The 25,693-nt window shown below is 61.6% G+C and carries 24 protein-coding genes; 7 read left to right on the top strand and 17 right to left on the bottom strand.

All coding sequences use genetic code 11. The annotated features are described in order from the left end of the window. The first annotated feature begins 95 nt into the window (after positions 1–95). Both ACH9L7_RS14215 and ACH9L7_RS14210 read left to right on the top strand, forming a co-directional pair. Complete coding sequence (locus tag ACH9L7_RS14215) at positions 96–1,013, top strand: NAD-dependent epimerase/dehydratase family protein (RefSeq protein ID WP_396611349.1); 918 nt, start codon at positions 96–98, stop codon at positions 1,011–1,013. 83 nt (positions 1,014–1,096) lie between these two features. Then, complete coding sequence (locus ACH9L7_RS14210; RefSeq protein ID WP_396611348.1) at positions 1,097–1,492, top strand: hypothetical protein; 396 nt, start codon at positions 1,097–1,099, stop codon at positions 1,490–1,492. A 55-nt stretch (positions 1,493–1,547) separates the two neighbouring features. Here ACH9L7_RS14210 and ACH9L7_RS14205 read toward each other — a convergent pair whose 3' ends face one another. From ACH9L7_RS14205 to ACH9L7_RS14185, 5 genes are all read right to left on the bottom strand, one after another. Then, positions 1,548–2,261: a hypothetical protein gene (locus tag ACH9L7_RS14205; RefSeq protein ID WP_396611347.1), complete on the bottom strand. Its 714-nt coding sequence runs from the start codon at positions 2,259–2,261 to the stop codon at positions 1,548–1,550. A gap of 9 nt (positions 2,262–2,270) precedes the next feature. After that, a complete protein-coding gene (locus tag ACH9L7_RS14200) occupies positions 2,271–4,277 on the bottom strand; it encodes a nickel-dependent hydrogenase large subunit (RefSeq protein WP_396611346.1) in 2,007 nt (668 codons plus the stop codon). Continuing rightward, positions 4,274–4,612, bottom strand: coding sequence for a hypothetical protein (locus ACH9L7_RS14195; protein ID WP_396611345.1), 339 nt, complete (start codon positions 4,610–4,612; stop codon positions 4,274–4,276). The genes ACH9L7_RS14200 and ACH9L7_RS14195 overlap by 4 nt, the downstream gene beginning before the upstream one ends. Positions 4,613–4,614: 2 nt before the next feature. Then, positions 4,615–5,805 (bottom strand): hydrogenase small subunit, encoded by a 1,191-nt coding sequence (locus tag ACH9L7_RS14190; RefSeq protein WP_396611344.1) that lies wholly within the window; start codon positions 5,803–5,805, stop codon positions 4,615–4,617. A 91-nt stretch (positions 5,806–5,896) separates the two neighbouring features. After that, a complete protein-coding gene (locus ACH9L7_RS14185) occupies positions 5,897–6,415 on the bottom strand; it encodes a hydrogenase maturation protease (protein ID WP_396611343.1) in 519 nt (172 codons plus the stop codon). 101 nt (positions 6,416–6,516) lie between these two features. Between ACH9L7_RS14185 and ACH9L7_RS14180 the strand changes: the two genes are divergently transcribed. The 3 genes from ACH9L7_RS14180 to ACH9L7_RS14170 all read left to right on the top strand — a co-directional run bounded on the left by ACH9L7_RS14180 (position 6,517) and on the right by ACH9L7_RS14170 (position 8,402). Then, positions 6,517–6,900: a hypothetical protein gene (locus ACH9L7_RS14180; RefSeq protein WP_396611342.1), complete on the top strand. Its 384-nt coding sequence runs from the start codon at positions 6,517–6,519 to the stop codon at positions 6,898–6,900. 117 nt (positions 6,901–7,017) lie between these two features. Next, positions 7,018–7,791, top strand: coding sequence for an AAA family ATPase (locus ACH9L7_RS14175; protein WP_396611341.1), 774 nt, complete (start codon positions 7,018–7,020; stop codon positions 7,789–7,791). 5 nt (positions 7,792–7,796) lie between these two features. Next, positions 7,797–8,402, top strand: coding sequence for a hypothetical protein (locus ACH9L7_RS14170; RefSeq protein ID WP_396611340.1), 606 nt, complete (start codon positions 7,797–7,799; stop codon positions 8,400–8,402). A 153-nt stretch (positions 8,403–8,555) separates the two neighbouring features. Here ACH9L7_RS14170 and hypE read toward each other — a convergent pair whose 3' ends face one another. From hypE to ACH9L7_RS14155, 3 genes are read right to left on the bottom strand one after another with little or no spacing between them, the layout of a single operon-like run. Continuing rightward, entirely contained in the window at positions 8,556–9,650 is a 1,095-nt protein-coding gene (hypE, locus tag ACH9L7_RS14165; RefSeq protein ID WP_396611339.1) for a hydrogenase expression/formation protein HypE, read from the bottom strand. Between the two features lie 3 nt (positions 9,651–9,653). After that, positions 9,654–10,817, bottom strand: coding sequence for a hydrogenase formation protein HypD (hypD, locus tag ACH9L7_RS14160; protein ID WP_396611338.1), 1,164 nt, complete (start codon positions 10,815–10,817; stop codon positions 9,654–9,656). Further along, on the bottom strand, positions 10,810–11,151 hold the full coding sequence (locus ACH9L7_RS14155) for a HypC/HybG/HupF family hydrogenase formation chaperone (protein WP_396611337.1): 342 nt from the start codon (positions 11,149–11,151) through the stop codon (positions 10,810–10,812). The genes hypD and ACH9L7_RS14155 overlap by 8 nt, the downstream gene beginning before the upstream one ends. Before the next feature lie 210 nt (positions 11,152–11,361). On the opposite strand from ACH9L7_RS14155, the gene hypF reads away from it, so the two are divergent. Further along, positions 11,362–13,761 (top strand): carbamoyltransferase HypF, encoded by a 2,400-nt coding sequence (hypF, locus tag ACH9L7_RS14150; RefSeq protein ID WP_396611336.1) that lies wholly within the window; start codon positions 11,362–11,364, stop codon positions 13,759–13,761. A 64-nt stretch (positions 13,762–13,825) separates the two neighbouring features. Next, complete coding sequence (locus tag ACH9L7_RS14145; RefSeq protein WP_396611335.1) at positions 13,826–14,869, top strand: DUF302 domain-containing protein; 1,044 nt, start codon at positions 13,826–13,828, stop codon at positions 14,867–14,869. A gap of 113 nt (positions 14,870–14,982) precedes the next feature. Here the strand turns inward: ACH9L7_RS14145 and ACH9L7_RS14140 are convergent, their stop codons facing one another. The 9 genes from ACH9L7_RS14140 to ACH9L7_RS14100 all read right to left on the bottom strand — a co-directional run bounded on the left by ACH9L7_RS14140 (position 14,983) and on the right by ACH9L7_RS14100 (position 25,631). After that, positions 14,983–15,429, bottom strand: coding sequence for a universal stress protein (locus ACH9L7_RS14140; RefSeq protein WP_396611334.1), 447 nt, complete (start codon positions 15,427–15,429; stop codon positions 14,983–14,985). Positions 15,430–15,468: 39 nt separating this feature from the next. Then, complete coding sequence (locus tag ACH9L7_RS14135) at positions 15,469–16,827, bottom strand: hemolysin family protein (protein ID WP_396611333.1); 1,359 nt, start codon at positions 16,825–16,827, stop codon at positions 15,469–15,471. 4 nt (positions 16,828–16,831) lie between these two features. After that, positions 16,832–18,913, bottom strand: a complete 2,082-nt coding sequence (locus ACH9L7_RS14130; RefSeq protein WP_396611332.1) for a dipeptide ABC transporter ATP-binding protein — start codon at positions 18,911–18,913, stop codon at positions 16,832–16,834. Beyond that, entirely contained in the window at positions 18,910–19,815 is a 906-nt protein-coding gene (locus ACH9L7_RS14125) for an ABC transporter permease (RefSeq protein WP_396613284.1), read from the bottom strand. The genes ACH9L7_RS14130 and ACH9L7_RS14125 overlap by 4 nt, the downstream gene beginning before the upstream one ends. Positions 19,816–19,826: 11 nt before the next feature. Continuing rightward, positions 19,827–20,822 carry an ABC transporter permease gene (locus tag ACH9L7_RS14120; protein WP_396611331.1) on the bottom strand — a complete coding sequence of 332 codons (996 nt, stop codon included), beginning with the start codon at positions 20,820–20,822 and terminating at the stop codon, positions 19,827–19,829. Then, complete coding sequence (locus ACH9L7_RS14115) at positions 20,819–21,676, bottom strand: HpcH/HpaI aldolase/citrate lyase family protein (protein WP_396611330.1); 858 nt, start codon at positions 21,674–21,676, stop codon at positions 20,819–20,821. Before ACH9L7_RS14115 ends, ACH9L7_RS14120 begins: the two co-directional genes overlap by 4 nt. Further along, positions 21,669–22,886 carry a CaiB/BaiF CoA transferase family protein gene (locus ACH9L7_RS14110; protein WP_396611329.1) on the bottom strand — a complete coding sequence of 406 codons (1,218 nt, stop codon included), beginning with the start codon at positions 22,884–22,886 and terminating at the stop codon, positions 21,669–21,671. The genes ACH9L7_RS14115 and ACH9L7_RS14110 overlap by 8 nt, the downstream gene beginning before the upstream one ends. 14 nt (positions 22,887–22,900) lie before the next feature. After that, positions 22,901–24,850, bottom strand: a complete 1,950-nt coding sequence (locus tag ACH9L7_RS14105; protein ID WP_396611328.1) for an ABC transporter substrate-binding protein — start codon at positions 24,848–24,850, stop codon at positions 22,901–22,903. A gap of 127 nt (positions 24,851–24,977) precedes the next feature. Continuing rightward, a complete protein-coding gene (locus tag ACH9L7_RS14100; protein WP_396611327.1) occupies positions 24,978–25,631 on the bottom strand; it encodes a helix-turn-helix domain-containing protein in 654 nt (217 codons plus the stop codon). Positions 25,632–25,693 lie beyond the last annotated feature (62 nt).

Genomic DNA, 25,693 nt, shown 5'->3' with positions numbered 1-25,693 from the left:
TAGTTTTCGAGGCGGTCATGTTTCTGGATAATCCTGTTACCATCAATTATTTTGGCCGAATCCTATATATACAACCATTCCGCGACTTGAAATGTATGAACGAACAGACCATACTGGTGACTGGTGGAACGGGGTTCATTGGGTCGAACCTGGCGAACGCGCTTGCGGTGGATAACGACGTATTAGCACTCGACGACGGCTATCTCGGGGCGGCGGAGAATCTCGACGACAGCGTCGAGTACGTGGAAGCGAGCGTCCTCGACGACGACTTACCGACAGAAGGGGTCGACGTGGTGTTCCACCTCGCTGCGCTCTCGTCGTACAAGATGCACGAAGAGAACCCGACGAAGGGCGCTCGCGTCAACGTCGAGGGGTTCGTCAACACCGTCGAGCAGGCCCGAAACGACGGGTGTGACACCGTCGTCTACGCGACAACGTCGTCTATCTACGGCAACCAGACCGAACCGTCACCCGAAACCATGCCCGTCTCCGCGAACACCGGCTACGAGGCGTCGAAGTTGGCCCGCGAGCGCTACGCCGAGTACTTCCACTCGCACTATGGCATGTCGATGGCCGGAATGCGGTTCTTCTCAGTGTATCAAGGCTACGGCGGTGCCGAGGCGCACAAAGGCGAGTACGCCAATCTCATCGCGCAGTTCGCAGACGACATCGCAAACGGAACGTCGCCGGTCATCTACGGCGACGGGACCCAGACGCGGGACTTCACCCACGTCGACGATGTCGTTCGCGGGTTGATAGACGCCGCCGAATATCGACTGAACGGCATCTACAACCTCGGAACCGGTGAGAGCTACGACCTCAACACGCTCGTCGAGAAACTCAACGCCGAACTCGGGACGAACGTCGAACCGACGTACGTCGAGAACCCGATTCCCGACTCCGTCTACGTCAAGGACACGATGGCAGATACGACCAAGATGGCCGAAGCGACCGGGTGGGAACCCGAGGTGTCCTTCGAAGAGGGCCTCCGTCGCGTCTGTGCCCAGTACTAAGCCGGAGGAAACCGTCGGCGTCGGCGGTGTTCTGCACCACCACGCCACGAGCGTTCATGTTGCTCGCCGACCACAGCATACGTATGGCGGTCAGCGACGAGGGGTCGATGACGCTCGTATTCAATCGGGCCGCGCTCGAACGACTTGCGGACCCGCAATCGACGTTCGAAGACGCCAGACAGTGGACGGAAGTCATCGGTCTCGTCTCTGACGAGGAACCCGAGCGGTTGTCGTCGTACGCCGACCGCCAGGGTATCGACCCGGACTTCATTTCGAGCGCCGGTGGGCAGGTTGGCGGACTCGCGGTCGTCCGTCAGCAATTCGCCACCGGGAGACACGTCTTTGTCGGCGTTTCTGACGAAGACCGCGGCCTCGCCGAGTCGCTCGGGTGGGAGTATCTTCCAGTTACGGAGGCCGCCGAGGCAGCGGACTGGACGCTTGCCGCGGACGAAGGGCGATGGCGCGGCGGTGAAGAGTAACGACTTCCGTCGGACGAACCGATTACGTGGTCTGCGCAGCGGTGGCGCAAACCGATTACGTGGCCTCCGTAGCGGTTGCGTTCCGCCTGACTCGCTCGATGACGTCGTCGAGAACCGCAGCCACGGGGTCTGTGAACTCGTCGACAGTCATACCCCACGAGTCGTAGCCGGGTTCGACCGTGAGAACGTGGGTGTCCTCGGGAAGGTCACCGAGCGTCCGAGTAACGACAAGCACGTTCTCAACGGTGTTCGACCCCATCGCGCTTTCGCCAACGAGGTCGGCGAGTTGCTCACTCGGTACATCGAACGCGTCGCCGTCGTACTCGTGGACTGCCCCCGGTGTCTCGGAGGGCGTCCCGTCGTTGAGTTCGCCGCCGCGCTTCTCCGCGCCGACGAGGACGAGCGTCTGATAATCACCTTCGGAGATGGTCTGGTAGGCGGCGACGGGTGTGTTACTACAGTCGGCGACGGCGACACCGGGAAGGTCCAGTGCCGCGATTCGATAGGCGACGACGGTCCCGATGGCCAAGTCACCTAACAGCGGGTAGCCGACACCCGCGACGAGCACCGGGTCTTCAGGAGACCCGGCAACGAGCCCTGCGTCAGCACCGGACTCTCCGGGTCGGTATTCAGCGTCGAAGAGGGGTCCAGTCTCAGCTGTTCTGTCGGCTGCCGCCTCAGCATCGACGTACGGATTGCTGTCGGGACCGGGACCCGGCAGGGTATCGGAGTCGACGGGAGATGAGTCGGAGTCCTCAGAGGGGGGCATCGAAAAGAATCAGTCAGCCCCGGCCTCTGTTCCCTCTCCGCTCTCGATGATGTCCCGGATAGCCTCCTCTGCGGGTCTGTCGCCCTCGGTGAACGAACACCCGCAGGCAGTCACGTCCTCGGTAATCACGTCCGCCCGGTCGTCGGTGTGGAGGTGGACGGTACAGGGCATACAGGGGTCGAAACTCCGGATGGAGCGGAGGATATCGATACCGGAGAAGTCCGACTGGTCGGTGAAGTCTTCGAGAAGCGGCGTGTTACGCGCCGCCTCCTCGTAGGGACCGGGATTCCCGAACGGGTCCGTCGGCGACGCCATCCACGTACTCGGCGTCAGAATCTGGTAGTTGTCGATGACGCCGTCTTCGATGACGATGTGGTGGGTGAGGTAGCCGCGGCCCGCCTCCCAGAACCCGACGCCTCGCTGGACGCCCTTTTTCGGGAGCGAAAACGGCGTGTGAACGTCCGTCTTACCCGACTTGAGAAGTTCCAGCGATTCGATGAAGCCGGTGTAGCAGACCAGTGCGCAGTACGCCAGGTGGTACGCCTTCGCCCGAAGGCGCTCGGCGGCGTTTAGTCGGTCGGGGATGTCCCAGCGAAGGGTCTTCTCTGGGGTACTCGCCTCCGGAACGTGGAGGTTTAATCCGTCTCCCGTGGGTTCGATGAACGGGTTTTCGACCTCCTCGGCGAGCGCCGTCAGCCAGTGGCGAGAGTGCGGGCCGGTTTCCATCGGTGTGCGGTCCCACCGGGGGGCGGTCCCCCACGTGTACTTCTCGCGCCACGATTTTCCTTCGGGTTTGGGCGTCGTCTCCTTGTTCCACATGTGGTACGGGCTGAGCGGCCCGCCGGTGGGCGTCTCGTCGAACCGCTGGTCCCCCTCGGTCCAGTCCTCGTAGAACGAGTGGTCGACGAACTCTTCGATGCCCATATCGACTTCGGTGAGGTTCGTCGTCACGAGTTCGCCGTCGACGATGACGCCGGGCGTCGAGAGTCGTGCAACACCCCACTCGTCGGCGTCTTCGTAGCGGGCGTTGTAAACCTCAGGGTCGTCCCAGATGCCCGTTCCAATCATCGTCATCGGGCGCTCGCCGACGTGTTCGAAGCCCTCCTGTGCTTCGAGCATGAAGTCGAGCACATCGTCCCAGATGAACGGCACCCGCTTTGCGTACTCGAAGAAGTCGTCGAGTCGGGTGTAGAACTGCTGGAACGAGGTTCGCGAGAGCGTCGTCGTCACGCCGCCGGGGGCGATAGTGGACGGGTGCGGATACTTCCCAAGCATCAGCGACGCCATCTGCCGGGCGTCGCGGGTCTGCTGTAAGGCTTCGAGGTAGAGTTCGCCTTCGAGCGGGTTCAGCGCGTCCATGATGTCGCCGACCGTCTCGTATCCGTGGATGTCTTCGTGGGGTGCGCTGGTGTTTTTCGCCTCCTCGTAGAGGTCCGGATTCGTCTTTTTCAACATCGCCGCGGAGTAGTCCGGTCCGGCGAGGAGAAACAGGTGAAGCGCGTGGTCGTAGAGGAACGCGGCCGCCTGTCCCATGTTGCGCGCCCAGACGCCGAGCGGCGGTGGTTCGACCGGGAACGCCATTTCGAGCGCCATCGACGAGACGATGGAGTGAACCGCACCGCAGACACCGCAGGCACGACTCGACAGGTCGATAGCGTCTCGCGGGTCGCGGCCTTCGAGAATGATTTCGTAGCCGCGGAACAGCGTCGCTTGCGAGTGGCCTTCCAGCACCTGTCGGTTGGCGAGGTCTACTTTCGCGTGGAACGCCAGCGCGCCAGCGACGCGGGTGACGGGGTCGATGTTGATGTCGTACAGTTCCGACTCGCGCTGGTCGGGTTCTCGCTCCAGTTCGGCCTCGGCCGCGTCCTCGTCTGTGAGTTCTCCCGTTCCGTTCGGGACGATGTCGTCGAGACTGCGCCGTTCGGTGGGGTCGATAGTGAACTCGGCCGCGTCAGTGAGGAATGGCTTGCCCTCGTCATCGAAGTCGATGGGGAGGTTCTGGTACTCGAAACTCATGGAGACTCACCCTCCACGGCGACTTCTTTGGGTGGGGCTTCTCGGTGGTCGGCCGAGTCCCCATCGGCATGATGGCGCGCACTGTCGACATGGTGGCGCGCACTGGCCGGAAGCGACGCCACGATGGCTTCGTACGCTGCCTCGGGGTCGGCGGCAACGTCGGCGTGAGGGTCGGCCGCAACGTCGGCGTCCGGGTTATCGGTTCCCGAGTCGCGGTCGATGGCGTCGGAGTCGTGGTTGTGACTTTCCTCCGGTCGCTCGACTGCTTCGGCTTCCTTCGCGAGGAAGGGGTTTCCGTCCTCGTCGAATTCGAGCGGGAGGTTGCTGAAGCACATCGTCAGTCAGCCTCCCCCTTCGGCCCGCGGTCAGCACCGCGACCCGTGTCGTAGTTCGACCCCCGCTTGAGCAGCCACTGGTAGGCGCGTTCTTCCAGTCCGGGCGACTCGTCCCACCGAACCTCCCGGTCTTGATTCTCGATGGTAATCTGGCGGAGGCGACGCACCACACTGCCGAGGAGCTTCGACCCGGACGAAGAGATGAGCGTCCCCGGGGGGCGCTTGAAGTACGGCGTGAACTTGTCCGGGAACCCGGGCATCGTACAGCCGATGCACTTGCCGCCGACGTTCATGCACCCGCCGACGCCGTCGAGGTTCCGCCGCGAGGGCATGTTACACTTCACGACCGGACCCCAGCAGCCGAGTTCGACCAGACACTTCTCGCTGCCGTACTCTTCGGCGAAGACGCCCTCTTCGTAGTACGAACCGCGTTCACAGTTGCGGTGGACGGTCTCGCCGAACAGCCACTTCGGTCGCCCGAGTTCGTCGAGTTCTGGAAGCGGCCCTATGTCCTGTGCGTACAACAAGAGGTGTGCGACCGTCTCGACGAAGTTATCGCCGACCGGCGCACACCCGGGAACGTTCACGACCGGAAGCCCGAGGACGCTCCGGTAGTCTCGGCCCAGATAGTCCATCGTCCCCATCGCGTCGGTGGCGTTCCCCTTCGCGGCGGGGACGCCACCCCACGTCGCACAGGTGCCGATGGCGATGGTGACCACCGCACCCGGCGCGAGTCGGTCGAGCCAATCGACCATCCGCATCGGGTTGCCGTCCTCATCCTCCCCGAGGGCAATCCAGTAGCCATCTTCGGCACTGTCACCCGCGATGAGTCGCTCGTTGGGGACGCTCCCCTCCACAACGACTGCGTACGGGTCACGCTCGCCGTTCGCCGCCTCCTGAAGCACCTCCATGTAGTCGTCGCCCCACTCGAATGCGAGCACTGGATGATGGAGGTCCAGCGTCGGGAGGTGTGGAACCGACCCGGACAACAGGTCTTCGATTCCGGGATTCGTCGCCCCGAGTACCGAAATTGAACACCCGTCGCACCCCTCACCCGCCAACCAGAACACGTCGAGAACGTCCAGCTCTACCGACTCCTCTCTGTCCTCCTCCACTGTGTCCCGCTGCGTTGTCGCTGCGGCCTCGTCAGGTGGGTCCCCGGCGTCCACCTGACTGTTGTCCGTGGTAGACATTAACTATCACTAGTTAATATGGCAGTCTGCGACTGAAAAGGGTGTGCTTTCATTCAGGAAAGACAAGACGAATAGAGAGAACTGTGGGGACTTACTGGTCGTCGCCCCGATTCAGGAGTTGGTCGACGACGAGTTCGATGTTGTCCACCGCTCGTGGGACGGCCGCACGGACAGGCGCACTGAGACTGTCCTCTAGGTCGTCGGTTTCTTCGGGTTCACACCCGACGAGGATAGTCGGGTCGGGAAGTACCCCAAGTGCTTCCCCCAACACGAGCACTTTCATCGGGTCCGTCTGGTGCATATCTGCGGCGAATCCGGCGATTTCACGGGTTTCGTACTGGTCGAGTTCGGGGACCTCAGCGCGTTCGATGTAGAGGGTTCCGGGTTCTTCGCCCTCGCGTTCCATCGCATCGACGAGAATCAGCGCGTCGTAGCCGTCGAGAAGTTCCTGGGCCATACTGACGCCCGAGATACCGACCTCCACCACGTCGACGACTTCAGGAAGGTCCCGCTCTTCGAGCGCCCGAGCGACGGCGACACCAAAGCCGTCGTCACCGCGCAGCAGGTTCCCCATGCAGGCGACGAGAATTCGTCCTGTCGCCACATCCATCACGGTTTATCATCTGTCAGATAGCGTGATAACTGTTCTGTGAATCGCCGCTGTCGGGCGTGAGACGAGGATTTTTCCCGTGCCACACCATAGCATGAGTGATGGACCAATCGGCACCCCCCGAGGATGCGCTGTTCTGGCGCGACGAGGTGCTGGAGGCGACGTACTGGATGCTCGGAGAGGGCATCGAAGAGGCAGTCGCACCCGACGACCTGCGGGGATTCCTCGACGCCGACGGCGACATCATCGAGCGAACGTTCGCCGACCTCCACGACCGCGGTCTCGTCCGCGACACCAGTCGCGGGTACGTGTTCACCGACCGCGGTGAGAAGGAAGCAGCGCGGCGATTCGCCGACGAGTTCGCCGATATACAGGGATTCGACGCCTCCCATACCGACTGCGGCCCGGACTGCTGGTGTCACGACCCGGACCACGGGACCGACGCGTGCCCCTCGGACCACGAACATCACGGTCACGCGCACTGACGGCGTTTCCGACACCGACCGTTCTATCGTTCAGTGGTAATCCGACACTGACTACGTTATTGTTCAGTGTTAACAGTAAACAATACTATTACTCGCGGAGCCGTACGTTTTCTAGTCATGAAGATAGCAGTCTCCGGAAAGGGCGGGTCCGGGAAAACGACTGTCTCAGGCACGCTTTCGCGGGTGCTCGCACAGAGAGGATACGACGTACTCTCCATCGACGACGACGAGAATCCAAATCTCGCGCTCACGCTGGGTATCCCCCGCGACCAGACGGTCCCACCGGTCCCGAGTGACCTCCTCAAACGCGTAGAGACGCCGGGAGGCGGCACCGAACTCGAACTCGCAAAGTCGCCGGCGGAGATAATTTCGGACTACGGCACCGAGGCCCCGGACGGTATCCAGTTGCTGAAGATGGGCGAAGTCGACCACGCCGGAAGCGGGTGCATGTGTCGGGCACACTCGACCGCCCGAGAGGTGCTGTCGAGCGTCGTCGAGGCTCGCGAGGAGGTGACGGTGATGGACATGGTCGCCGGTGTCGAGCACCTCGGCCGGGGGACCGCCAAGGACGTGGACACGCTCCTCGTCGTGGTCGAACCCTACTTCAAGTCTCTGGAGACCGGGCGGCGGACGAAAGACCTCGCGGCCGAGTTGGGTATCCCCGACGTTCGCGTCGTCGCCAACAAGGTCCGCGACGACCAGGACCGAGCAGCCATCGAGGAGTTCTGTACGGACCACGACCTCGAAATCGCCGCCTTCGTTCCCTTCGACGACTCGATTCGACGTGCTGACCAGACGGGCGATGCGCCAATCGATTACGATTCGGAGAGTCCCGGCGTCGAGTCCATCCGAGAACTGGCCGACGACCTACTCGGGGGGCACTCCCAGTAACTCCGATGGCCGCACCACGCGGTGACGAGGGGTGGCTCTACCACCTGCCGGCGTTTTTGGACCGGGTACGCGAGCGTGGCGCTCATTCCGTCCGCGAGAATCTCGACGTTCCGGTCGGTGGCGTCGTCTACCATCACCGAGGGGCACGTGTCCCGGCCTACAACGCCACGTTCGTCTGGTCCGAGGAGGGAGAAACCTTCGACCTCGAACTCGACACCGTCGGCGACCGTGCCGCCTGGTTTCGATTCGACGCCGCCCGCGAGTGGGACTTCTTTCTCGCCCGTGCTCCCGGTGATGCACCCTGTCTGGCGTGGATGACCGACGAGGAATTCCGCGCCGAAGAGGCAGACCAGTTCGAGGACAAAGCAGCGTCAGTCTCGTTGATGCGGTTCTCGTTCGGCCTGTACCTCCAGTCGCCCGACATCTGGCCGGACGTGGAGGCGCAAGCGCACGAAACCGACGCACCTTGCTTCGTCTACCGACCGGGCGGACGCACGCTCGTCCCGCAGGGTGACCTTGCGGCGTACGAGAGCGTGCTCCCCCCTGAACTGTTCGGCGGCGAGGCACCCGCCTATTTCGGTGTGGTCGATGCGCATCTCGAAGTCGAATAACGGAGTGCAAAAGCGAAAGAGCGGCGGAGAACGCAAAGGAGCGAAAGAGCGGCAGAGAACGCAAAGGAGCGAAAGAGCGGCAGAGAACGCAAAGGAGCGAAAGAGCGGCAGAGAACGCAAAGGAGCGAAAGAGCGGCAGAAAAGAACGCCGACCTAGCAGATTCGCGGCGCTGGTTCCGAAGTCGGTTCGCGGAGGTAGCGGTTTCCGAATCCCGTGTCGAGGATGACGCGCCCGTGGTGGTCGTCGATGACCTTGCCGATGGCGGCGGCGTCGGCTCCTTTCGGGTGATTTCGGAGCGCCGCGAGTACGTCCTCGGCGGCCGTCGGCGACACACCGAGGACCGCAACACCCTCGTTGGCAATCTGGAACGGGTCGAGTCCGAGCATCTCGCCTGCGCCCTTTACGTCCGAGGGGACGGGGACGCGCGCTTCGCGAATCTCGATTCCCACGTTGCTCTTTTCTGCGAACTCGTTGAGGGTGCCCGCCAGTCCCATCCGCGTCGGGTCTTTCATCGCCTTCACCTTCGACCCGCCCGCCGCGAGCGCATCCGCGAGGAGTCCGTTGAGCGGTTGAACATCGGACCGCAGGTCCGCACCGAACTCGATGCCTTCCCGTTCGGCGAGAAGCGAGATACCGTGTTGTCCGATACTGCCTGTGACGATGATAACGTCATCAGGGGCGAGCGCGGAGTCGGGCGTGACGTGCTCGGCGACGCCGACGCCGGTGGTGTTGATGACGACACCGTCCACCTCGCCGTGGCCCATGACTTTCGTGTCGCCAGCGACGACAGCGGCCTCGGCCTCTCGGCAGGCCGTCGCCATGGACTCGGCGATTCGTCGAAGCTTCGCTTTCGGGTAGTTTGCCTCGACGACCACGGCGCTCGTGAGTGCCAGCACCTCGGTTGCGCCCATCACCGCGAGGTCGTTGACGGTTCCCGAGACGGCGAGTCGGCCGATGTCTCCACCGGGGAAAAACGGTGGGTCGATGACGTGGCTGTCGGTGGTGACGACGAGGTTCGCGTCACCCACCGGGATGACGGCACCGTCGTCTCGGGCCGCGAGTCCGACCGCCGCGCCGTCATCGGGGAACCCGGCGGTGAGGACGGAGTTCACGAGTTCGCGGGTCGCTGCGCCACCCGCCCCGTGTTGGAGTCCGACTCGCTCGTCGCCGAACTCATCGTCGAACTCGTCGCCGAACTCCTCGTCGAGTGTGTCTTCGACAGCGTCCGTGTCTGGCGTGTCGCTCATGGCTCAGATGTCCGGGCGGCCGCCGTACTCGTGCCAGATTTTGCAAGTCCCCTCGCTTGAAACCATACAGGCACCGACCGGACTTTCGGGCGTACACTCCTCGCCGAACATCGCGCAGTCCACCGGGTCGGCGACGCCCGCCATGATGTCCCCGCAGATGCAGTCGTCCGCGAGACGCGAGGCCGACGTGTCGCGGAGATGGCTCGTGTCGATTTCGAATCGCTCGCGGGCGTTCACCGCGGCGTAGTCGTCCCTGATTCGGAGGTTCGCGTTCGGGATGTGGGCGATGCCCCGCCACTGGCCACCGACGGCCTCGAACACCTCCCAGAGCCGTTCTTGCGCCAGTTCGTTTCCTTCGTGGGTGACACACCGGGGGTACGCGTTCTCGACGGCGGCCTCGTCGTCGCGAATCATCTCGACCAGTTTGGTGATGCCTGCGAGGATGTCGAGCGGTTCGAATCCACCGACGACGACCGGGAGGCCGTGGCGGTCGACGAGGCCTTCGAACACGCCAGAGCCAGTGATGATTGCGGCGTTACCGGCCGCGAGATAGCCCTGGATATCGGTGTCGGGCATCTCCGCGACGATATCCATCGCCGGTGGGACGTACTTGTGTGCCGAGAGGACCGAGAGATTCTCCGGGAGGTCGGACTGAATCACGGCGGCCGTCGGTGCGGCAGTCGTCTCGAACCCGGTGGCGAAGAACACCACCTCACCGTCTTCTTCCGCCGCGATGTCGGCGGCGTCGGCCGCCGAGTAGATGACCCGAACGTCTGCACCCTCTGCCCGGGCGTCGTCGAGCGACTTCGTCGTGCCGGGGACTTTCAGCATATCGCCGTAGGTGACGACTGTCACCCCCTGTTCCGCGAGGGCGACTGCCTCGTCGACCTCGGGCATGTCGGTGATACAGACGGGACAGCCCGGACCCATGATGAGTCGAACGGTATCCGGGAGCATCGACCGGAGACCGAATTTGGCGATAGCCTGTTCGTGGCTCCCGCAGACGTGCATTATCGTCGCCGGGGGGTCGTCGAGTTCCGAGGCAATCTGCGTCAGGCTGTCGGCGATGGCACGGGCCTTCTGCGGGTCCCGAAACTCCAGTTCGTTCTCGCCGCTCCCGACGTACTCGCCAGTCGGACCGCCGATTGGCGGGTCTGCTTCAGACATCGATTCCCAACTCCTCTAAGAGGTCTTCCGCGTCGTCCGCGTCCGCCGGTTCTTCGTCGCTCGGGTCGGTTGGAACCCCCGCATCGGGCGGTACCGACCTACCTGCTTCAATTTCGTCCATCACGTCCTCCGCCAACATGTCGTCGGGGTCGCCGTCGACGAACGACTCGTAGAGCGCCATCGTCTCGTCTATCTCTTCTTCGGGGATACGCCGGATGGCGAATCCGACGTGGTTCAGGACGTAGTCGCCCGGTTCGACAGGGGCGTCGACGGTGTCGAGTCTGACTTCCTTTTCGACCCCCCAGAAGTCCACCGTCGCACGCAACCCATCCACGGCTACGACCTCCCCCGGTACGCCGAGACACATGATTACCTATGTTACTTATTCACACATTCGTAAATACCTTCTTTCGCACATAACAGAACGTGGGCCGCCCGAGAGTAACGAAACCGGCAGCCGGTCGGCGGTTCGCCATCGACAACAGCGGTGTAACTCACCCTCACCGATATGTCATTAAGTAGCACGGCAACGTACAGAGAGAGTATGGAGCGGGCAACCGTCCGCGTCGACGGCGTGGTTCAGAGCGTCGGGTTCCGACCGTTCGTCTACCGGACAGCCACCGACATCGGAGTTCGCGGGACAGTCCGAAACCTCGGCGACGCCGGCGTCCGAATCGAACTCGAAGGGTCCAGCGATGAACTCGACGCCTTCCTCACCGCATTACGCGACGACAACCCCCCACTCGCTCGCGTCGAAACGCTCGAAGTCGAGCGAGAGTCCGTCACCGAGCCGACTTTCGAGACGTTCGATATCCTCGAATCTACATCAGGCCACAGCGGTGAGGGAGGTGGAACCATCCCGCCGGACACCGCGATGTGCGATGCCTGCCGCCGAGATATGCGTGACGGCGACTCGCGCTACCACGACTACTGGGCGACCTCCTGTGTCGACTGCGGCCCTCGGTTTACTGTTATCGAATCCCTCCCGTACGACCGCCCCACAACCAGTATGTCCGCGTTTCCGATGTGCGACGACTGCCGCGCCGAGTACGAAACGCCGACTGACCGACGCTACCACGCACAGACTATCGCCTGCCCACAGTGTGGCCCATCACTCCGATATGGTGTCGTCGCCGACGCAGCACCGCAACCCGGCGATTCACCCGTCGAAACACCCGACGACGGTCGTGACCCGTTCCCCAACGGACTCTCGGAGACGAGCGACGGCACCGACGCAATAGCCGCCGCCGCTCGCAGCGTCGTCGAAGGCGACATCGTCGTCGTGAAGGGAATCGGCGGCGCGCACCTCGTCTGCGATGCGACTGACTCCGGCGCGGTGACACGCCTGCGGGAGCGCACCGGCCGTCCGACCAAACCGTTCGCGCTGATGGCACCGAATCTCGATGCCGCCGAAGGATTCGCTCACGTCTCCGAGCGTGAACGGGACGCACTCACCTCACCGCGCCGACCAATTCTCCTCGTAGACGAACGCGACGACTCGACAGTTACAACCGAAGTCGCACCGGGCCTCCACAACCGCGGCGTCATGCTCCCGTACTCGGGCGTCCACCACCTCCTGTTCGACCACCTCGATATCCCGATTGTCTGCACGTCGGCGAACCTGCCGGGCGAACCGATGCTAATCGAAAACGGGGCCATCACCGATGGTCTTGTGGAGGTTGCCGATGGTTTCCTCCTGCACGACCGACGCATCGTCGCTCGCTGTGACGACTCTGTCGCGCGAGTCGTCGACGGACAGCGCCGTCTCATCCGTCGGTCACGCGGGTACGCACCGACGCCCGTGCCGCTTCCCGCCGAGGGGACGGTTCTCGCGCTCGGGCCGGAACTCGACGTGACGCCCGCTGTCCTCGCCGCTGGCGAGTGTTTTCTCACCCAGTACGTCGGCAACGTAGACGACATTGCGACGTTCGAATATCTTCAGCAGGCGGTCGACCACCTCCTGTCGGTGACTGGCCTCAGCAAACCTCCCGTCGTCGCCCACGACGCCCACCCCGCATTCCACACGACTGAAGAGGCACGCCGACTGGAACGAGCGGCCGGTGTCGAACGAGAGACCAGTGTCGAGCGCATCGCTGTTCAGCATCACCACGCTCACGCTGCGAGCGTCCTCGCCGAACACGACCGTGAGGCCGCCATCGCGGTGACTATCGACGGTGTCGGTTACGGTTCCGATGGAACCGTCTGGGGAGGCGAAGTACTCGACGCAACTCGCGAAACCTACGAGCGAGTAGGCGGACTCGCACCGATGGATATGCCGGGCGGGGACCGAGCGACTCGCATCCCGGGGCGGATGCTCGCGGGTGGGTTGTTCGCCCACGCCGACTACGACGCCGAGCGGGTCCGAGAGACGCTCTCCGACCTCGGCGTGCCGTTCCCGAACGCCGAAGAACGAGACGTGGTCTGCCAGCAACTGGAGACCGGTGTAAACACCCCCACGACGACCAGTGCGGGGCGGTTCCTCGACGCGGTGAGCGCCCTGCTCTCGGTGTGTGGCGAGCGTCGTTACGAAGGAGAACCCGCGATGCGACTCGAAGCCCTCGCTTCCGAGGGGAGCGTACTCGACATCGACCCACCACGAACACGCGTCGATGGCCGACCAGTCGTCGATGCGCCGAGCCTGTTGGCCCAACTGGCCGACCTCGCCAGAGACGGTACCCCCCGCGCCGACGTGGCTGCAACCGCACAGGACGCGCTCGCCCGTGGACTGGCAGACATTGCTATCGAAGCAGCCGGCGAGAGAGACCGCGAGACTGTCGCGCTCTCCGGTGGCGTTGCCTACAACGACCATATCGCGAGGCGAATCCGCCAGCGCGTCACTGCTGCGGACCTGGAGTTCCTTGGCAACGAGCGCGTCCCTCCGGGGGATGGAGGTATCGCCTACGGACAGGCGACGGTGGCGGCGGCCCGGCAGAACGCGACGTGACTATATGCATACAAGACATTAGTTAACATACAACACAGGAGGCGCGTTCGCGGCTGCACCCACCATGACCGAGAAAACCCTGTATCAGACGATTCGAACCGTCGTCAAGAAAGATGTACTCAGACCTATCGTCGGCGGCCTCGGGATGGAGTACGCAATTCGGGCTTCGACGCCTCAGTCGGTCGAGGATACCGAGTCGGCGCTTCGGGCGTCTCTCCGCGAACGCGGCTTCCACGTCATCCACGAGACCGACGTGAAAGCCGTTCACAACCACTACAAGCTGGATTACCCCGCGTACAAGATTCTCAAGGTCGTGAAGGCACAGACGTTTTACGAGTGCCCGATGGTGAACGCGGCTATCACCATCGACCCAGATACGGGAGTCTTCCTCCCGCCGTCAATCGTCGTCTACGACCTCGACGGCGAGACGCGCGTGAGTGCCATCCGGCCGAGTACGCTCCTTGCGTTGTTCAACGACTCGGACGTTCGAGCAACGGTTCGCGAACTCGAAGGGGTGTTGTGGGACGCGCTAGCTGAGGGTGTTCCGGAGTCGACGATGCTGAGCGAAGAACCACCAGTCGCTCCGGGTCAGGAGGAACGACGCGCACGACTCAAGCAGGCTCTCTACCCGGTCCTCAACCTCCTCGATGCGGAGTTCAGCATCCACGTCTCGACCGACCGGCCGCGGGAGGAAGTGACGCGCTCGCTCCGACAGGCGCTCCGCCAACGAGGACAGCACGTTCTGGGAGAGGTCGGCGGCGGGGACGTACTGCTCGTCGTCAACCCCGGACAGGCCCACAAGGCGCTGGCAATCGACCCGGACGTTGGCGTGTTCGCCCCGCTGTCGGTGACTATCCACGAAGAAGACGGCCGAACTCACGTCCGCTGTGTCCGCCCGAGTACGCTCCTCATCTTCTTCGCCCACCCCGAGATGCAGGCCATCTTGATGGAAATGGAGCTGTTGCTGTGGAACTCGCTGGTTGTCGGCGTTCCGGACGCCAAGATTCACAGCCGACAGCCGCCGCTTCCGCCGGGAACCGGGCAGCGAACCACCGCGGGTGGACTGCCCGGCGGACTCGGGTCGATAAAGAAGTACTACCCAGACTAATCCGGGTTGCAGGCCACGATCTGCTGATGGAAAACGGGTGAAGGAAGAATACGGGAACTGACTGGACGGCGACCCAGTTCGACGTTCGTCAGGAGGTCACCGGGGTGAGACCGTTATTGGGTTGTCGTCGTGACAACTGGCGTGTCGGAATCCAAGAGGATTTTCTGTGCAGTGCTGCCGAAGAGCGCCTTCCCAACGGGTGACCGATGCTTCGCCCCGATGACGACAAAGCGCGGGTCGACGTATTCTGCTTCGTCAAGTACTTTGTTTGCAGGTTCACCGACCCGTCCCCGGACCTCGACCCTCTCTCGGTCGAAACCGTCGAGCGCTGCGTCGACGACCTCCCGTGAGAATTCTTTCGCACTACTTTCTTCTTGGTCGATCGTGAGGTGAGTGTATCCGGGAGTCGAGTTAATCGCTTGCTTGTGCTCGTTGAACTCCTCTTTCGGCATGACGTGTAACGCGATGAGCGTGTCCCCGTATGTCTCTGCGAGGTCGTACGCGACCGAAACAACGTTCTGTGCGTGTTGTTCTTCTCCGATTGCTGCGAGTATGGTCATTGTTGTGTGTCAGGTGTGTAGTTTTCTGGCGATGCAACGCTAGGCTGGTGTGGTCTGCTCACCGTTTGGTGAGTGGTCCCGCTGTTCGCTGATTCGAACCTGCTTTACGCGAGTGTTGTCCACGCGTTCGACTCGGAGTTCAGCCGTCTCGTGAGTGAATACCTCTCCTTGCTCGACCAACCTCCCGGCTCGATTGAAGACGAACCCGGCGATAGTCTCGAATCCCTCACCTTCGGGAAGGTCGATACCGAGGACACCGTTTACGACCTCGATATTAACATCACCTCGGACGAGCACCGTCGACTCGTCGAGAGTTTGGACAGGAGAGTCCTCGCCGTCTGTGAGAATTTCGCCGACGATTTCCTCGACGAGGTCTTCTTTCGTGATGAGTCCTTCCGTCGTTCCGAACTCGTCGATGACGAGGGCCATGCCGACCCGCTGACTGCGCATCTCTTCGAGGAGATCGCCGACGTTCTTGCTCTCCGGAACGTACAGGGTCGGCTCGATAACGCGGCCGAGGTCCGGCGAGTCTCTCTCGTCGTATCGGAGTTCGCGGACGAGGTCGCCTAACTCGACGATACCCGCGACGTTGTCCAGAGAGCCTTCGAACACCGGTACGCGGTGGTGGCCGCTTTGGAGACAGGCGACGATTGCGTCCTCGACATCGGCATCGCACTGGATTGCCGTTATGTCCAGTCTGGGTGTCATCACTTCCTTGGCGATGGTGTTGTTGAATCGGAAGATTCGTTCGAGCATCGCTCGCTCGTCGGCGTCGATGACGCCCTCGTCGGCTCCGGTTACAATCATCTCTTGGATGTCGTCCCGGGTGACGTACGACGTTTCGACGCCCATCTTACTCCCCGTGAGTCGGTTGACAATCCGGGTCAGCCTGTCGAACGTGACCACGAGAGGAAACAGGAGGTACTCGGACAGTTGGAGTGGTCCGGCAACTGTCAGTGCCCACTGCTCGGCGTTCTCGATTGCGTAGGACTTCGGCACGCTCTCGCCGAACAACAACACGAGCGCCGTGACTCCGAACGTCGCGGCGAAGATAGCCTGTCCCTGCGTGAGATACATCGCGAAGAGTCCGGTGGCGATAGACGACATCGCGATGTTCACGAGGTTGTTGCCGACGAGGATGGTGACGAGCAGCCGGTGCGGGTCGGCCTTCAGTGACCGGAGCGTCTCGGCACCGGGCGTTCCCTCGGAAGCGAGACGCTCAATTCGGTGCTGCGCGATGGAGAACAGTGCAATCTCGGACGACGAGAAAAACGCCGAGAGTACCATCAACACCGCGAGTGCCGCAACGCCACCCAACGTGAGCATCTCGTCAGCTACGAGCGGAACCACAGTCGGGGGCGGAGTCAGTTCGAGGGACATCGTGTGGGGGTTTGTCATCCACTCAGTCGCTCATGCTCTCGCTGTTTGGCGGCTGTGTCTCCTCAACGATGGTCGACTTGTCGGCTTCGTCCTCCGGGTAGTAGCACGCGGCCATGTGTTCCTCATCGCCTGCTTCCGAGAGACCGGGCTCTGCGCGCCGACACTCCTCCGAGGCTTTCGGACACCGAGGAGCGAACGTACACCCGGATGGGAGGTTCACTGGGTCCGGCGGCTCTCCCTCTAACAGTACTCGCGTTCGTCCGACAGAGGGGTCTTTCTCCGGTGTCGCAGACAGTAGCGAGCTTGTGTACGGATGCTTCGGCTGTCTCGCGATGTGGTCGACACCTCCCGTTTCGACGACGCGACCGAGGTACATGATTGCCAGCCGGTCGGACACCTGTACCAGACTCGCAAGGTCGTGAGAGATGTAGACGATACCGATGTCTTCGGTGTCGGCGAGGTTTCGAAGCAGGTTCAGGAGGTTGACCTTGAGCGAAACGTCGAGCATCGACGCGGGCTCGTCACAGATGAGGAAGTCCGGGTCGACCACGAGCGCTCTGGCGATAGCAACGCGTTGCCGCTGGCCGCCCGAAAGCTCGTGTGGATACTGGTCGAGGAACTTCGTGGCAGGCGTCAACCCGACTTTTTCGAGCGTCTCTTTGATTGCCACGTCCCGCTCGTCAGTTCGGTAGTCGTGGATGGTAAGTGGTTCACCGACGAGCTGTCGGACGGTCTGACGCGGGTTCAGAGAGTCGAATGGGTCCTGGAAGATTATCTGGAGCTTCCGACGGAACTCCTTCATATTCCCGCCTTGGTAGTATTCGTGGGACTGCCCATCGAAGGTAATCTCCCCACCAGTTGGTTGCTTGAGCAGTGCGATGGTCTCACCGAGTGTCGACTTCCCGCAGCCACTTTCTCCGGCGACGCCGAGGATTTCCGAGCGACGAACCGACAGTGACACACCATCGACTGCACGGACGTAGTTCGGAGCTTCACCACGGAACTTACTCACCAGGGTCTGGCTCTGTTGGTACCACTTTTCCAGCCCGTGTGTTTCGAGCACGACCTCACCGGTTTCGTCGGCGTCACTCTCTTCGTCTGTGATACCCCACGTGTCAGGTTCCTTGGCGTCGCGTCGCATCTGGGCCGCCTTCCGGACGTGGTGGCAGGCAGACTGGTGGTTCCGATTCGGGAGGTCGACGAGGTCTGGATGTGACTGTGCGCACTCCGGGGTGGAGAACGGACAGCGGTCCTTGAACACGCAGGCCGACGGCTCCTGACTGAGGTTCGGGGGCGACCCCGGAATCGAAACCGGGTCTCCACCATCTTCGATTTCCGGGAAGGAGTTCTTCAGCCCCATCGTGTAGGGGTTCGTTGGATTGATGAGGACGTTGTCGACACTCCCCTGTTCCATCACCTTCCCGCCGTAGAGAATCGAGAGGTCGTCACACGTCTCCGCGATGACGCCAATTTCGTGGGTGATGAGCAGGAGCGAACTATCCATTCGCTCTTGAATTTCGAGGATTTTGTCGATGATCTTGTCCTGGACAATCACGTCCAGTCCCGTGGTGGGTTCGTCGGCGATGATGAGGTCTGGTTCGAGAGCAAGCGCCATCGCGATGGTGACGCGTTGTCTCATCCCGCCGGAGAACTCATGGGGGTAGTCGTCGATACGGTTCGGGTCCAACCCGACGATATCGTACAACTCCCGCACGCGTTCGCGGGCCTTCGACTTCGAGACGTTCCGATGCTTCTGAATCGCCTGCCGAATCTGTGCCCCCGTGGACATCACGGGGTCTAGCGCGTCCATCGCACTCTGAGGGATGTAGGCGATGTCCTCCCAGAGAATATCTCGCCGTTTAGCAGGGCTGAGCGCCGTCAGGTCCTGCCCCTTGAACAGGACCTCACCACTCTCGATGTGGCCGTTATCCGGCAGGAGGCCGAGTAACGCCTCGGCAATCGTCGACTTGCCGGATCCAGATTCACCGGCGAGTCCGTAGTTAACACCTTCACCGATAGAAAAGGACACGTCGTTGACCGCGTGTACCTTCCCGCCTTGCGTGCTGTACGTGACCTTGAGGTCTGATATTTCGAGTAGTGTCATTGTTCAGTCTGGATTTCCGGGTTGATGACTTCCTCGTAGGCGCGGCCGATGAGGAACACCGAGGTCGTTATCGCAGCGATACCGAGCGCGGGTGGAAAGACCCACCACCAGGCGATGCGCATGTTCCCGGATTCGAACACCTGCCGGAGCATTCGGCCCCAGCTAGTCATGGTTGGGTCGCCGAATCCGAGGAACGCGAGACTCGCCTGTGCAGCGATTGCCCACGCGACACCGTAGGCCGTATAGAGGAAGCCGATGGGCAGGACGTTCGGGCCAACGTGTAACAACATCGTCCGCAGGTCGCTGGCACCGCTGGCCTGAGCCGATTTCACGAACGTGCGTTCGCGGACCGAAAGCACCTCCGACCGGACGACGCGGGCAGGCATCTTCCAGAGGAACCCCGCGATGATGACGGTGATAAGCCAGATACTCGGGGTGACAAACGTCAACAACAGCAGTGCCATCGGCATGAACGGCAGTGAGAACGTCAGGTCCGTCATGCGCATCAGCACCTCGTCGACCCAGCCGCCGTAGTAGCCACTCACGAGGCCAACGAGGAAGCCGATGATGCCCGTGCCGAGGCCACCAAACAGCCCGACGATGAGCGTCGGCCTCGCGCCGGCGAGGAACTGGCTGAGTACGTCCTTGCCGAATGCGGTCGTCCCAAAGAGTGCGTCGGCGTTCGGTGATGCGAGGCGCATGATGCTCCCATCGGCGTTCAGCATGTCGTGTTCGATGGGGTCGTGGGGGGCGAGCATCGGTCCGAAGAGACCAAGCAAGAGGAACCCTGCGACGATGATGACTCCGAGGAACGCGAGCCTGTCCCGGCGGAGAAACCTGAGTTGGTCCAAGAGAACCTGCTTCCAGTGGTCGAGACGCTCGAATAAGACCGCCCCGTTCATCGTGTCGGTACTCATGCTGCGTCACCTCCGCTTGCCGAGACAGTCGGGTCGAAGTACGCGTACAGCACGTCAGCAGCGAGATTCGCTAGGATGACCGCAAGCGCCATGATGAAGACAGCCGCTTGCACCAGCGGGTAGTCCTGCTGCTGGATCGCGAGAACGAGTTCGCGACCGATACCCGGCCACGCGAAGACGACTTCCAGCAGGATGAGCCCCTGGAAGATCATCCCGAGACGGAGCGCGAAGTACGTCAGGATGGGAAGCATGGAGTTGCGACCCGCCCGAGCGAGTTGCTCCATCTCCGTCAGCCCCTTCGCGCGGTGGAGTTTGAGGAACTCCGAGCCTTTCTTCTCGATAACCCCGTTCCGGGCCAACAACAGGAAGTCGCCACTGTAGTACAGCACAGCGACGGTGAACGGGAGGATGTAGTGGTACAGGAAGTCCACCGAGAGGTAGGTGTCGAGCAACCCGTCGGGTGAGGCGGTTATCTCTCGCATCCCGAACGCTGGCACGAGACCGAGCGTATACGAGAACACGATGACGAAGATAATCGCCGTGATGAACACCGGCGTCGACCGCAGGAACGTCGTCGTGATGATGCTCACCTTCTCGAACAGACTCCCGCGATTCCACCCAGCGTACATCCCTGCCAATGAGCTGAGAACCGCCGTCGTAACGAGGGCGGGAACGAGCAGCACGAGCGTGTTGAACAGCTTGGGGCGCAGAATTTCCCACACTGGCTGACTCCGCAGGATGGAGTAGCCGAACTGGAACGTGAGGAGGCTCTGGAGGTACGCGAGGTACTGCTGCAAGAGCGGTTTGTTGAGCCCGTAGAGACTCCGAATCTCCTCGATTTGCTGCTGGTTGAGGTTCCCGGCAGTGATAAGCGCCTCAAACGGGCTCCCCGGAAGGAGTCGAAGCACGACGAAGATTATCGACACTGCGACGAGCGTGAGGGCCATCGAGATGACCAACCGCTTGAGGAGGAACCGGCGGAAGTCGCTCATGACCCCACCACCTCGTAGCGGTGCAGGATCGTCCTGTACTGTTCGACGATTGCTGTGTCGAGGAAGACGCCGTCGACGACGATTGAGTCGCGCTCGGCGGCGTCGAACGCGTCGATGAAACGCGCCGCCTCCTCGGCTTCCTCGGCTGTTGGAGTGAACATATCGTTGATTTCAGATAATTGTCTTGGGTGGATTGCTTTCTGCCCGATGTAACCACTCTCTCGTGCCTGTGCTGCGCGCTCACGGAGTCCGTCGTCATCAGTGAAGTCCTGGTACACCGTGCTAATCGGGTCCAGTCCGCCGACTGCGGCGGCACTGACGACGACATTGCTGACGTATTCGTGGAGTTGTGCAGGTGCGCCGGTTGTACCGACAGCCCGTGCATAATCTCCGATGCCGTAAGAGAACCCGGTCACCGCATCAACACGCCCACCGTGGGCAGCGAGTTCGTCAGCGGCGAACAGTCCCCGTGGCGTTTCGACCGTCACGATGAACTCCGGTACGGCTCCGCTAGCGTCTTCCACAGCCGCCACGGCCCGTTCGGTCTGCGCAGGTCGTTCGACCATCGGGAGGACGATTGTGTCGACGCCTGCGGCCACTGCGGCTTCGATGTCGTCTTTCCAGTGCGTCGTCTGGAGACCGTTAATTCGAACGCACCGTTCCGCCCCGCGGTCGGAGCGCTCCCCGAGAACGTCTTCGAGGTTTGCTCGGGCGTCGGGCAGCGACTTGTTCGGAACCGCGTCTTCGAGGTCGAAGATGACCGCGTCAGCGGCATCTAATCCGAGGGCCTTCTCCATCATCTCTGCGTCGTCAGCCGGGGTGTAGAGGAACGACCGGCGGAGGCGCTCAGTCACAGGACTCACCTCCGAATGTCGTGACGCCTTCTACCGCTAGCCGCCACACGTCCGCTTCGGTTCTGTCAGTCCGGTCGGTGATAACCGACAGTGCATGCGACCCGAGCGACGGACCGGGGTGGTTCACTTCTCCGGGTGTTGCAGAGAGCTTCGGGAAGACGCCTCGCATCGGAACCGACTCGCCGTTTTCGTTGTCAACGTGGATGACGGCGTCACGCTCGGCGAAATGCGGGTCGGCGAAGATGTCCGCCATGTTGTTGACCGGACCGATGGCAGCCTCGTGTTCCTCGAAAGTTTCGATGACCTCGTCGCGGGTGTGTTCGCACATCCACGCCGCGATGATGGCGTCGAGTTCCTCGACATTCTCCAGACGGTCTTGCATCGTCCTGAACCGAGGGTCACTCGCCAGTTCGTCGCCACCGACGGTTCGGAGAATCCGTTCGGCAATACTCTGGGAACTGCCCGAGATAGCAACCCACCGGTCGTCTTTCGTTTGGTAGGTGTTCCGCGGGGCGGTTCGACTGCTGCGGTTCCCCGACCGCTTGTGGTCGATTCCTTTCTGTCCGTACTCGATGACGTGGTCACCGAGCATTCCGAACATCGTGTCTAGAATCGACGAATCGACGTACTGGCCGCTTCCACCGTGGACATCGCGCCAGTAGAGAGCCATCACCGTCGCATACGTGGAGTGAAGGGCGCTAATGGCGTCAGCCATCGCAGTCGGTGGGAGGGTTGGCGGTCCGTCTGCCTGTCCCGTCGAGTACGCGTATCCACTCATCGCCTCGACGAGCGTTCCGAAGCCTGGGCGGTCCTTGTACGGCCCCGTCTGACCGAACCCGGTCACGCGGACCATCACGAGGTCATCGTTGAGCGCGGAGAGTGTCCCCCAACCGACACCCCACTCTTCGAGGGTTCCCGGCCGGAAGTTCTCGACGAGCACGTCGGCGTCTGCGACGAGGTCTTTGAAGATTTCTTGGCCGGACTCCTCGTGGAGGTCCAGTGGAACGCTCTTTTTGTTCCGGTTGACCCACTTCCACGAGAGTTCCTCAGGATAGTCACCAAACTCGCGGAGTGAATCCCCCCGTTCGGGGTGTTCGACCTTGATGACTTCGGCACCGAAGTCGCCGAGCATCATCGCTGTCAACGGCCCGGCGTAGAGGCTTGCCGCGTCGACGACGGTGATTCCGTCCAGCGGTTTGTCTGGGATCATTGTTCTGTCGTCGTTCACGAGAAGTCCGGCTGCCCGATCTCAGACCGCCGTTTGTGGGTATTTCCGTTTTGGACGCGTTCGACGAATGCGGCCCACGCCTCGCCGTTGGGGAATCGGAGGTTCCCGTTCGAGTCCCAGGTGTACCCCGCCTTTCTGAGGATGGACTTCGCCTCTTCAACGTCGTTTTTGTACTTTTTCGTGTCTGGTTCGTGCCATTGGGTGATCGGCGAAATCGGATTCTCGCCGTTCGAGACAGTTGCTCGCCCCTCAAGCACCGATTCGACGAAGCTCTCTTCGTCGACCGCTTTGGCGATTGCAACACGGAACTCCTTGTCACGAACGAGCGGACAAGAGAAGTTCAGTTTCGCATCGAGCGGCGCGAAGTTCTCGGTGACTGATTTCTCGATGCCGTTCGTCGACGAAGCACGGTTCGCCTGCGTATTCGAGAGTGTCGTTCCGATGGCGTCGACCTTACCTTGCTGGAGCGCCCCGATGAGGGAGTCCACGTTACCGACGTTGATCCAGATGACCCGCTCGATACCGGGACCACTCGCAGCCTGGTCGCTGAGGTACTCGCCGCGCACGCCGTCGTCGAACAGCCAGTGGTCGTCGTTTCTCGACACTTCGAACCGGGTTCCTTGCTCCCATTTTTCTACCTTGAAGGGACCAGTCCCGACCGGCTTCTGTGGGTTGTGCTGCGACGGGTTGTCGACGTTCTCCCACTTGTGTTTGGGAAGGATGACGCTGCGGACGACCCGCTGGGTCATGAACGCCGCATCGGGTTCCGAGAGGTTGAACCGGACCGAGTGGTCGTCGAGAATTTCGACGCTCTCGATTGGTTCGTAGAACGGAACCTGACTCGTCGAAGAGTGCTCTTTGTAGAGGTCGACGGTGAACTTCACGTCCTCCGCGGTGAACGGTTCGCCGTCGTGCCACGTGACGCCCTTGCGGAGGCTCATCTCGACTGTCGTTTCGTCGGTAAACGTCGCATCGGTGGCCAGTGCCGGGACGACCTCCAACTCGGGCGTCGCGTCGAAGAGGCCGTCGTAGACGAACGTCAGGCGCTTTTCCTCTGCACCGCCTGCTGCCCAGGGCAGGTTCAGGGAGTTCATCGACGTTGTGACGCCCTTGACGTACGTCGTCTGGTCAGTTTCGGGCTGGAGGTTCACCTCAGTCCATCGGAAGGAGTCGCCCGTCGGACCGTTTCCTGGCGTCTTGACGTACCCACTCCACTTGTTCGTGTTGACGGCCGTGATGACATCCGGGAAGAGCGTGATGAGCCCACCAATGTCCTCGGCGAAAATTTGCTGCGCCTGGCTCACGAGTTGCTGTCGCTTCTCAGGGTCGCCCGTGACCGTTCGCTGTTGGTCGAGCAGTTCGTTGAGCTTCGGGTGGTAGTAGTTGTCGTAATTCGAGAGGCTGTCCTTGTGACGCCGCATCAGAAGCGGATTCGGGTCGAGCCCTCGCTGTGGGTCAGGCCCGTGGGTACTCATCGAGACGATTGCCTCCAGACCGGGCGTCTCCCAGCTCTGCGCGTACAACTGGTTGAGCGGTCGGTCATTGAGTTCGACCGTCAGGCCGAGTTCGTTGGCACCGCGTTTCACCATCAGCGCGTGCTCGCGCATCCACGGGTCGTCTTCGCTGGAGAATTCGACCGGAATCGGGTCTAATCCCGCACCCGCCGTCGCGGTGTAGTCGAGCGGTGGGTTGTCCGCATCGATGGTCCCCCAATCGTGCCAGTACTGCGTCTCGACGGTCTCCGGGGTCCCTTCAGGAACCTGTGGATCTTGGTCCTCTGCGCTCGTATTCGGCGACGATTCTCCGCCCGAGGCATCTCCGGAAGAGCCGCTACATCCCGCGAGCGTGGCCGCGCTCACGACACCTGCAGTTCCGAGAAGGTAGCGTCGTCGGGAGAGATTCTGTTTCTCTGCGTCTGTCTCGTCGTCATGGGGTTTCCGTGCCATGCTACAGGGTGACCAATATCACCATTGTACATTCAGGATAGCCCCGATGCCGAACGATGGGCTTCATACTTTATATGGGGTCTAATATATGGGGCGATTCTGTTGGCAAACTCCGTTCAACGAGGAGTCACGAATCGCGCGGCCCGTAGATAATTTCGAGAAGGTTTCGTTCTGCAGTTCGCAACCGCTCGCTCACCGTCGACTGAGCGATGTCGAACTCCCGAGCAACATCTGTTGCACTCGCTTCGCGTGGGACTTCAAAAAATCCCATATTGTATGCTGTCTCGAGGATTGCAAGTTGGTTTTCAGGCAACTTCGTCACGAGAACCTCAGTGAGTCGGCCGCTATCTAACGGCTCACCCGGTTCTTCAATTTGGTTAACACTTAAAAGTTCGAATGTCCCGAGTGTCTCCTGTATATTGTCAGCGAGGTTTCGGAATTGGTCCCAGTTTCGGACCGTAATCACAACCTGGAATGTGCCGCCTTGTAGTAGAATCCGGTTTGGAATCGCTTCGTTCCGGAGAACCAATCCAAGTATAAATGGATACGACTCATTCGCGAGAATAGTAATCCGGCGGATAGTGAGTTCTGTCGGACCAGTAGGAATCTCTTGCGTGTAAAAGAGCGACACTCCCGAAATATCGTCTGTGAGTGTTTCCGGTTCGAAGTCCGCCCCCGACGATACGGTAAGGGATTCAATCCACGTCCCGTCTTCGACATAGAAGGCATTATCAAGCTCGATGCTCCGCACATCGTCCATGCGTGCATCTATTTTATCCATCACACCCGTCGGGGCCGTTTTAAACTCTACTCGGAGAATTTGGATTTCCTCCTTCTGTATCA

Origin of the sequence: Haloferax sp. S1W, from assembly GCF_044593955.1 — an archaeon.
GTDB lineage: Archaea > Halobacteriota > Halobacteria > Halobacteriales > Haloferacaceae > Haloferax.
This window is presented reverse-complemented; position numbering and strand designations above follow the sequence as displayed.

What these genes read in the sequence shown, in the direction of transcription:
- ACH9L7_RS14215 (WP_396611349.1), top strand. Translation starts at nt 96, where the DNA reads ATGAACGAACAGACCATACTGGTGACTGGTGGAACGGGGTTCATTGGG.
- ACH9L7_RS14210 (WP_396611348.1), top strand. Translation starts at nt 1,097, where the DNA reads ATGGCGGTCAGCGACGAGGGGTCGATGACGCTCGTATTCAATCGGGCC.
- ACH9L7_RS14205 (WP_396611347.1), bottom strand. Translation starts at nt 2,261, where the DNA reads ATGCCCCCCTCTGAGGACTCCGACTCATCTCCCGTCGACTCCGATACC.
- ACH9L7_RS14200 (WP_396611346.1), bottom strand. Translation starts at nt 4,277, where the DNA reads ATGAGTTTCGAGTACCAGAACCTCCCCATCGACTTCGATGACGAGGGC.
- ACH9L7_RS14195 (WP_396611345.1), bottom strand. Translation starts at nt 4,612, where the DNA reads ATGTGCTTCAGCAACCTCCCGCTCGAATTCGACGAGGACGGAAACCCC.
- ACH9L7_RS14190 (WP_396611344.1), bottom strand. Translation starts at nt 5,805, where the DNA reads ATGTCTACCACGGACAACAGTCAGGTGGACGCCGGGGACCCACCTGAC.
- ACH9L7_RS14185 (WP_396611343.1), bottom strand. Translation starts at nt 6,415, where the DNA reads ATGGATGTGGCGACAGGACGAATTCTCGTCGCCTGCATGGGGAACCTG.
- ACH9L7_RS14180 (WP_396611342.1), top strand. Translation starts at nt 6,517, where the DNA reads ATGGACCAATCGGCACCCCCCGAGGATGCGCTGTTCTGGCGCGACGAG.
- ACH9L7_RS14175 (WP_396611341.1), top strand. Translation starts at nt 7,018, where the DNA reads ATGAAGATAGCAGTCTCCGGAAAGGGCGGGTCCGGGAAAACGACTGTC.
- ACH9L7_RS14170 (WP_396611340.1), top strand. Translation starts at nt 7,797, where the DNA reads ATGGCCGCACCACGCGGTGACGAGGGGTGGCTCTACCACCTGCCGGCG.
- hypE (WP_396611339.1), bottom strand. Translation starts at nt 9,650, where the DNA reads ATGAGCGACACGCCAGACACGGACGCTGTCGAAGACACACTCGACGAG.
- hypD (WP_396611338.1), bottom strand. Translation starts at nt 10,817, where the DNA reads ATGTCTGAAGCAGACCCGCCAATCGGCGGTCCGACTGGCGAGTACGTC.
- hypF (WP_396611336.1), top strand. Translation starts at nt 11,362, where the DNA reads ATGGAGCGGGCAACCGTCCGCGTCGACGGCGTGGTTCAGAGCGTCGGG.
- ACH9L7_RS14145 (WP_396611335.1), top strand. Translation starts at nt 13,826, where the DNA reads ATGACCGAGAAAACCCTGTATCAGACGATTCGAACCGTCGTCAAGAAA.
- ACH9L7_RS14140 (WP_396611334.1), bottom strand. Translation starts at nt 15,429, where the DNA reads ATGACCATACTCGCAGCAATCGGAGAAGAACAACACGCACAGAACGTT.
- ACH9L7_RS14135 (WP_396611333.1), bottom strand. Translation starts at nt 16,827, where the DNA reads ATGACAAACCCCCACACGATGTCCCTCGAACTGACTCCGCCCCCGACT.
- ACH9L7_RS14130 (WP_396611332.1), bottom strand. Translation starts at nt 18,913, where the DNA reads ATGACACTACTCGAAATATCAGACCTCAAGGTCACGTACAGCACGCAA.
- ACH9L7_RS14125 (WP_396613284.1), bottom strand. Translation starts at nt 19,815, where the DNA reads ATGAACGGGGCGGTCTTATTCGAGCGTCTCGACCACTGGAAGCAGGTT.
- ACH9L7_RS14120 (WP_396611331.1), bottom strand. Translation starts at nt 20,822, where the DNA reads ATGAGCGACTTCCGCCGGTTCCTCCTCAAGCGGTTGGTCATCTCGATG.
- ACH9L7_RS14110 (WP_396611329.1), bottom strand. Translation starts at nt 22,886, where the DNA reads ATGATCCCAGACAAACCGCTGGACGGAATCACCGTCGTCGACGCGGCA.
- ACH9L7_RS14105 (WP_396611328.1), bottom strand. Translation starts at nt 24,850, where the DNA reads ATGGCACGGAAACCCCATGACGACGAGACAGACGCAGAGAAACAGAAT.
- ACH9L7_RS14100 (WP_396611327.1), bottom strand. Translation starts at nt 25,631, where the DNA reads ATGGATAAAATAGATGCACGCATGGACGATGTGCGGAGCATCGAGCTT.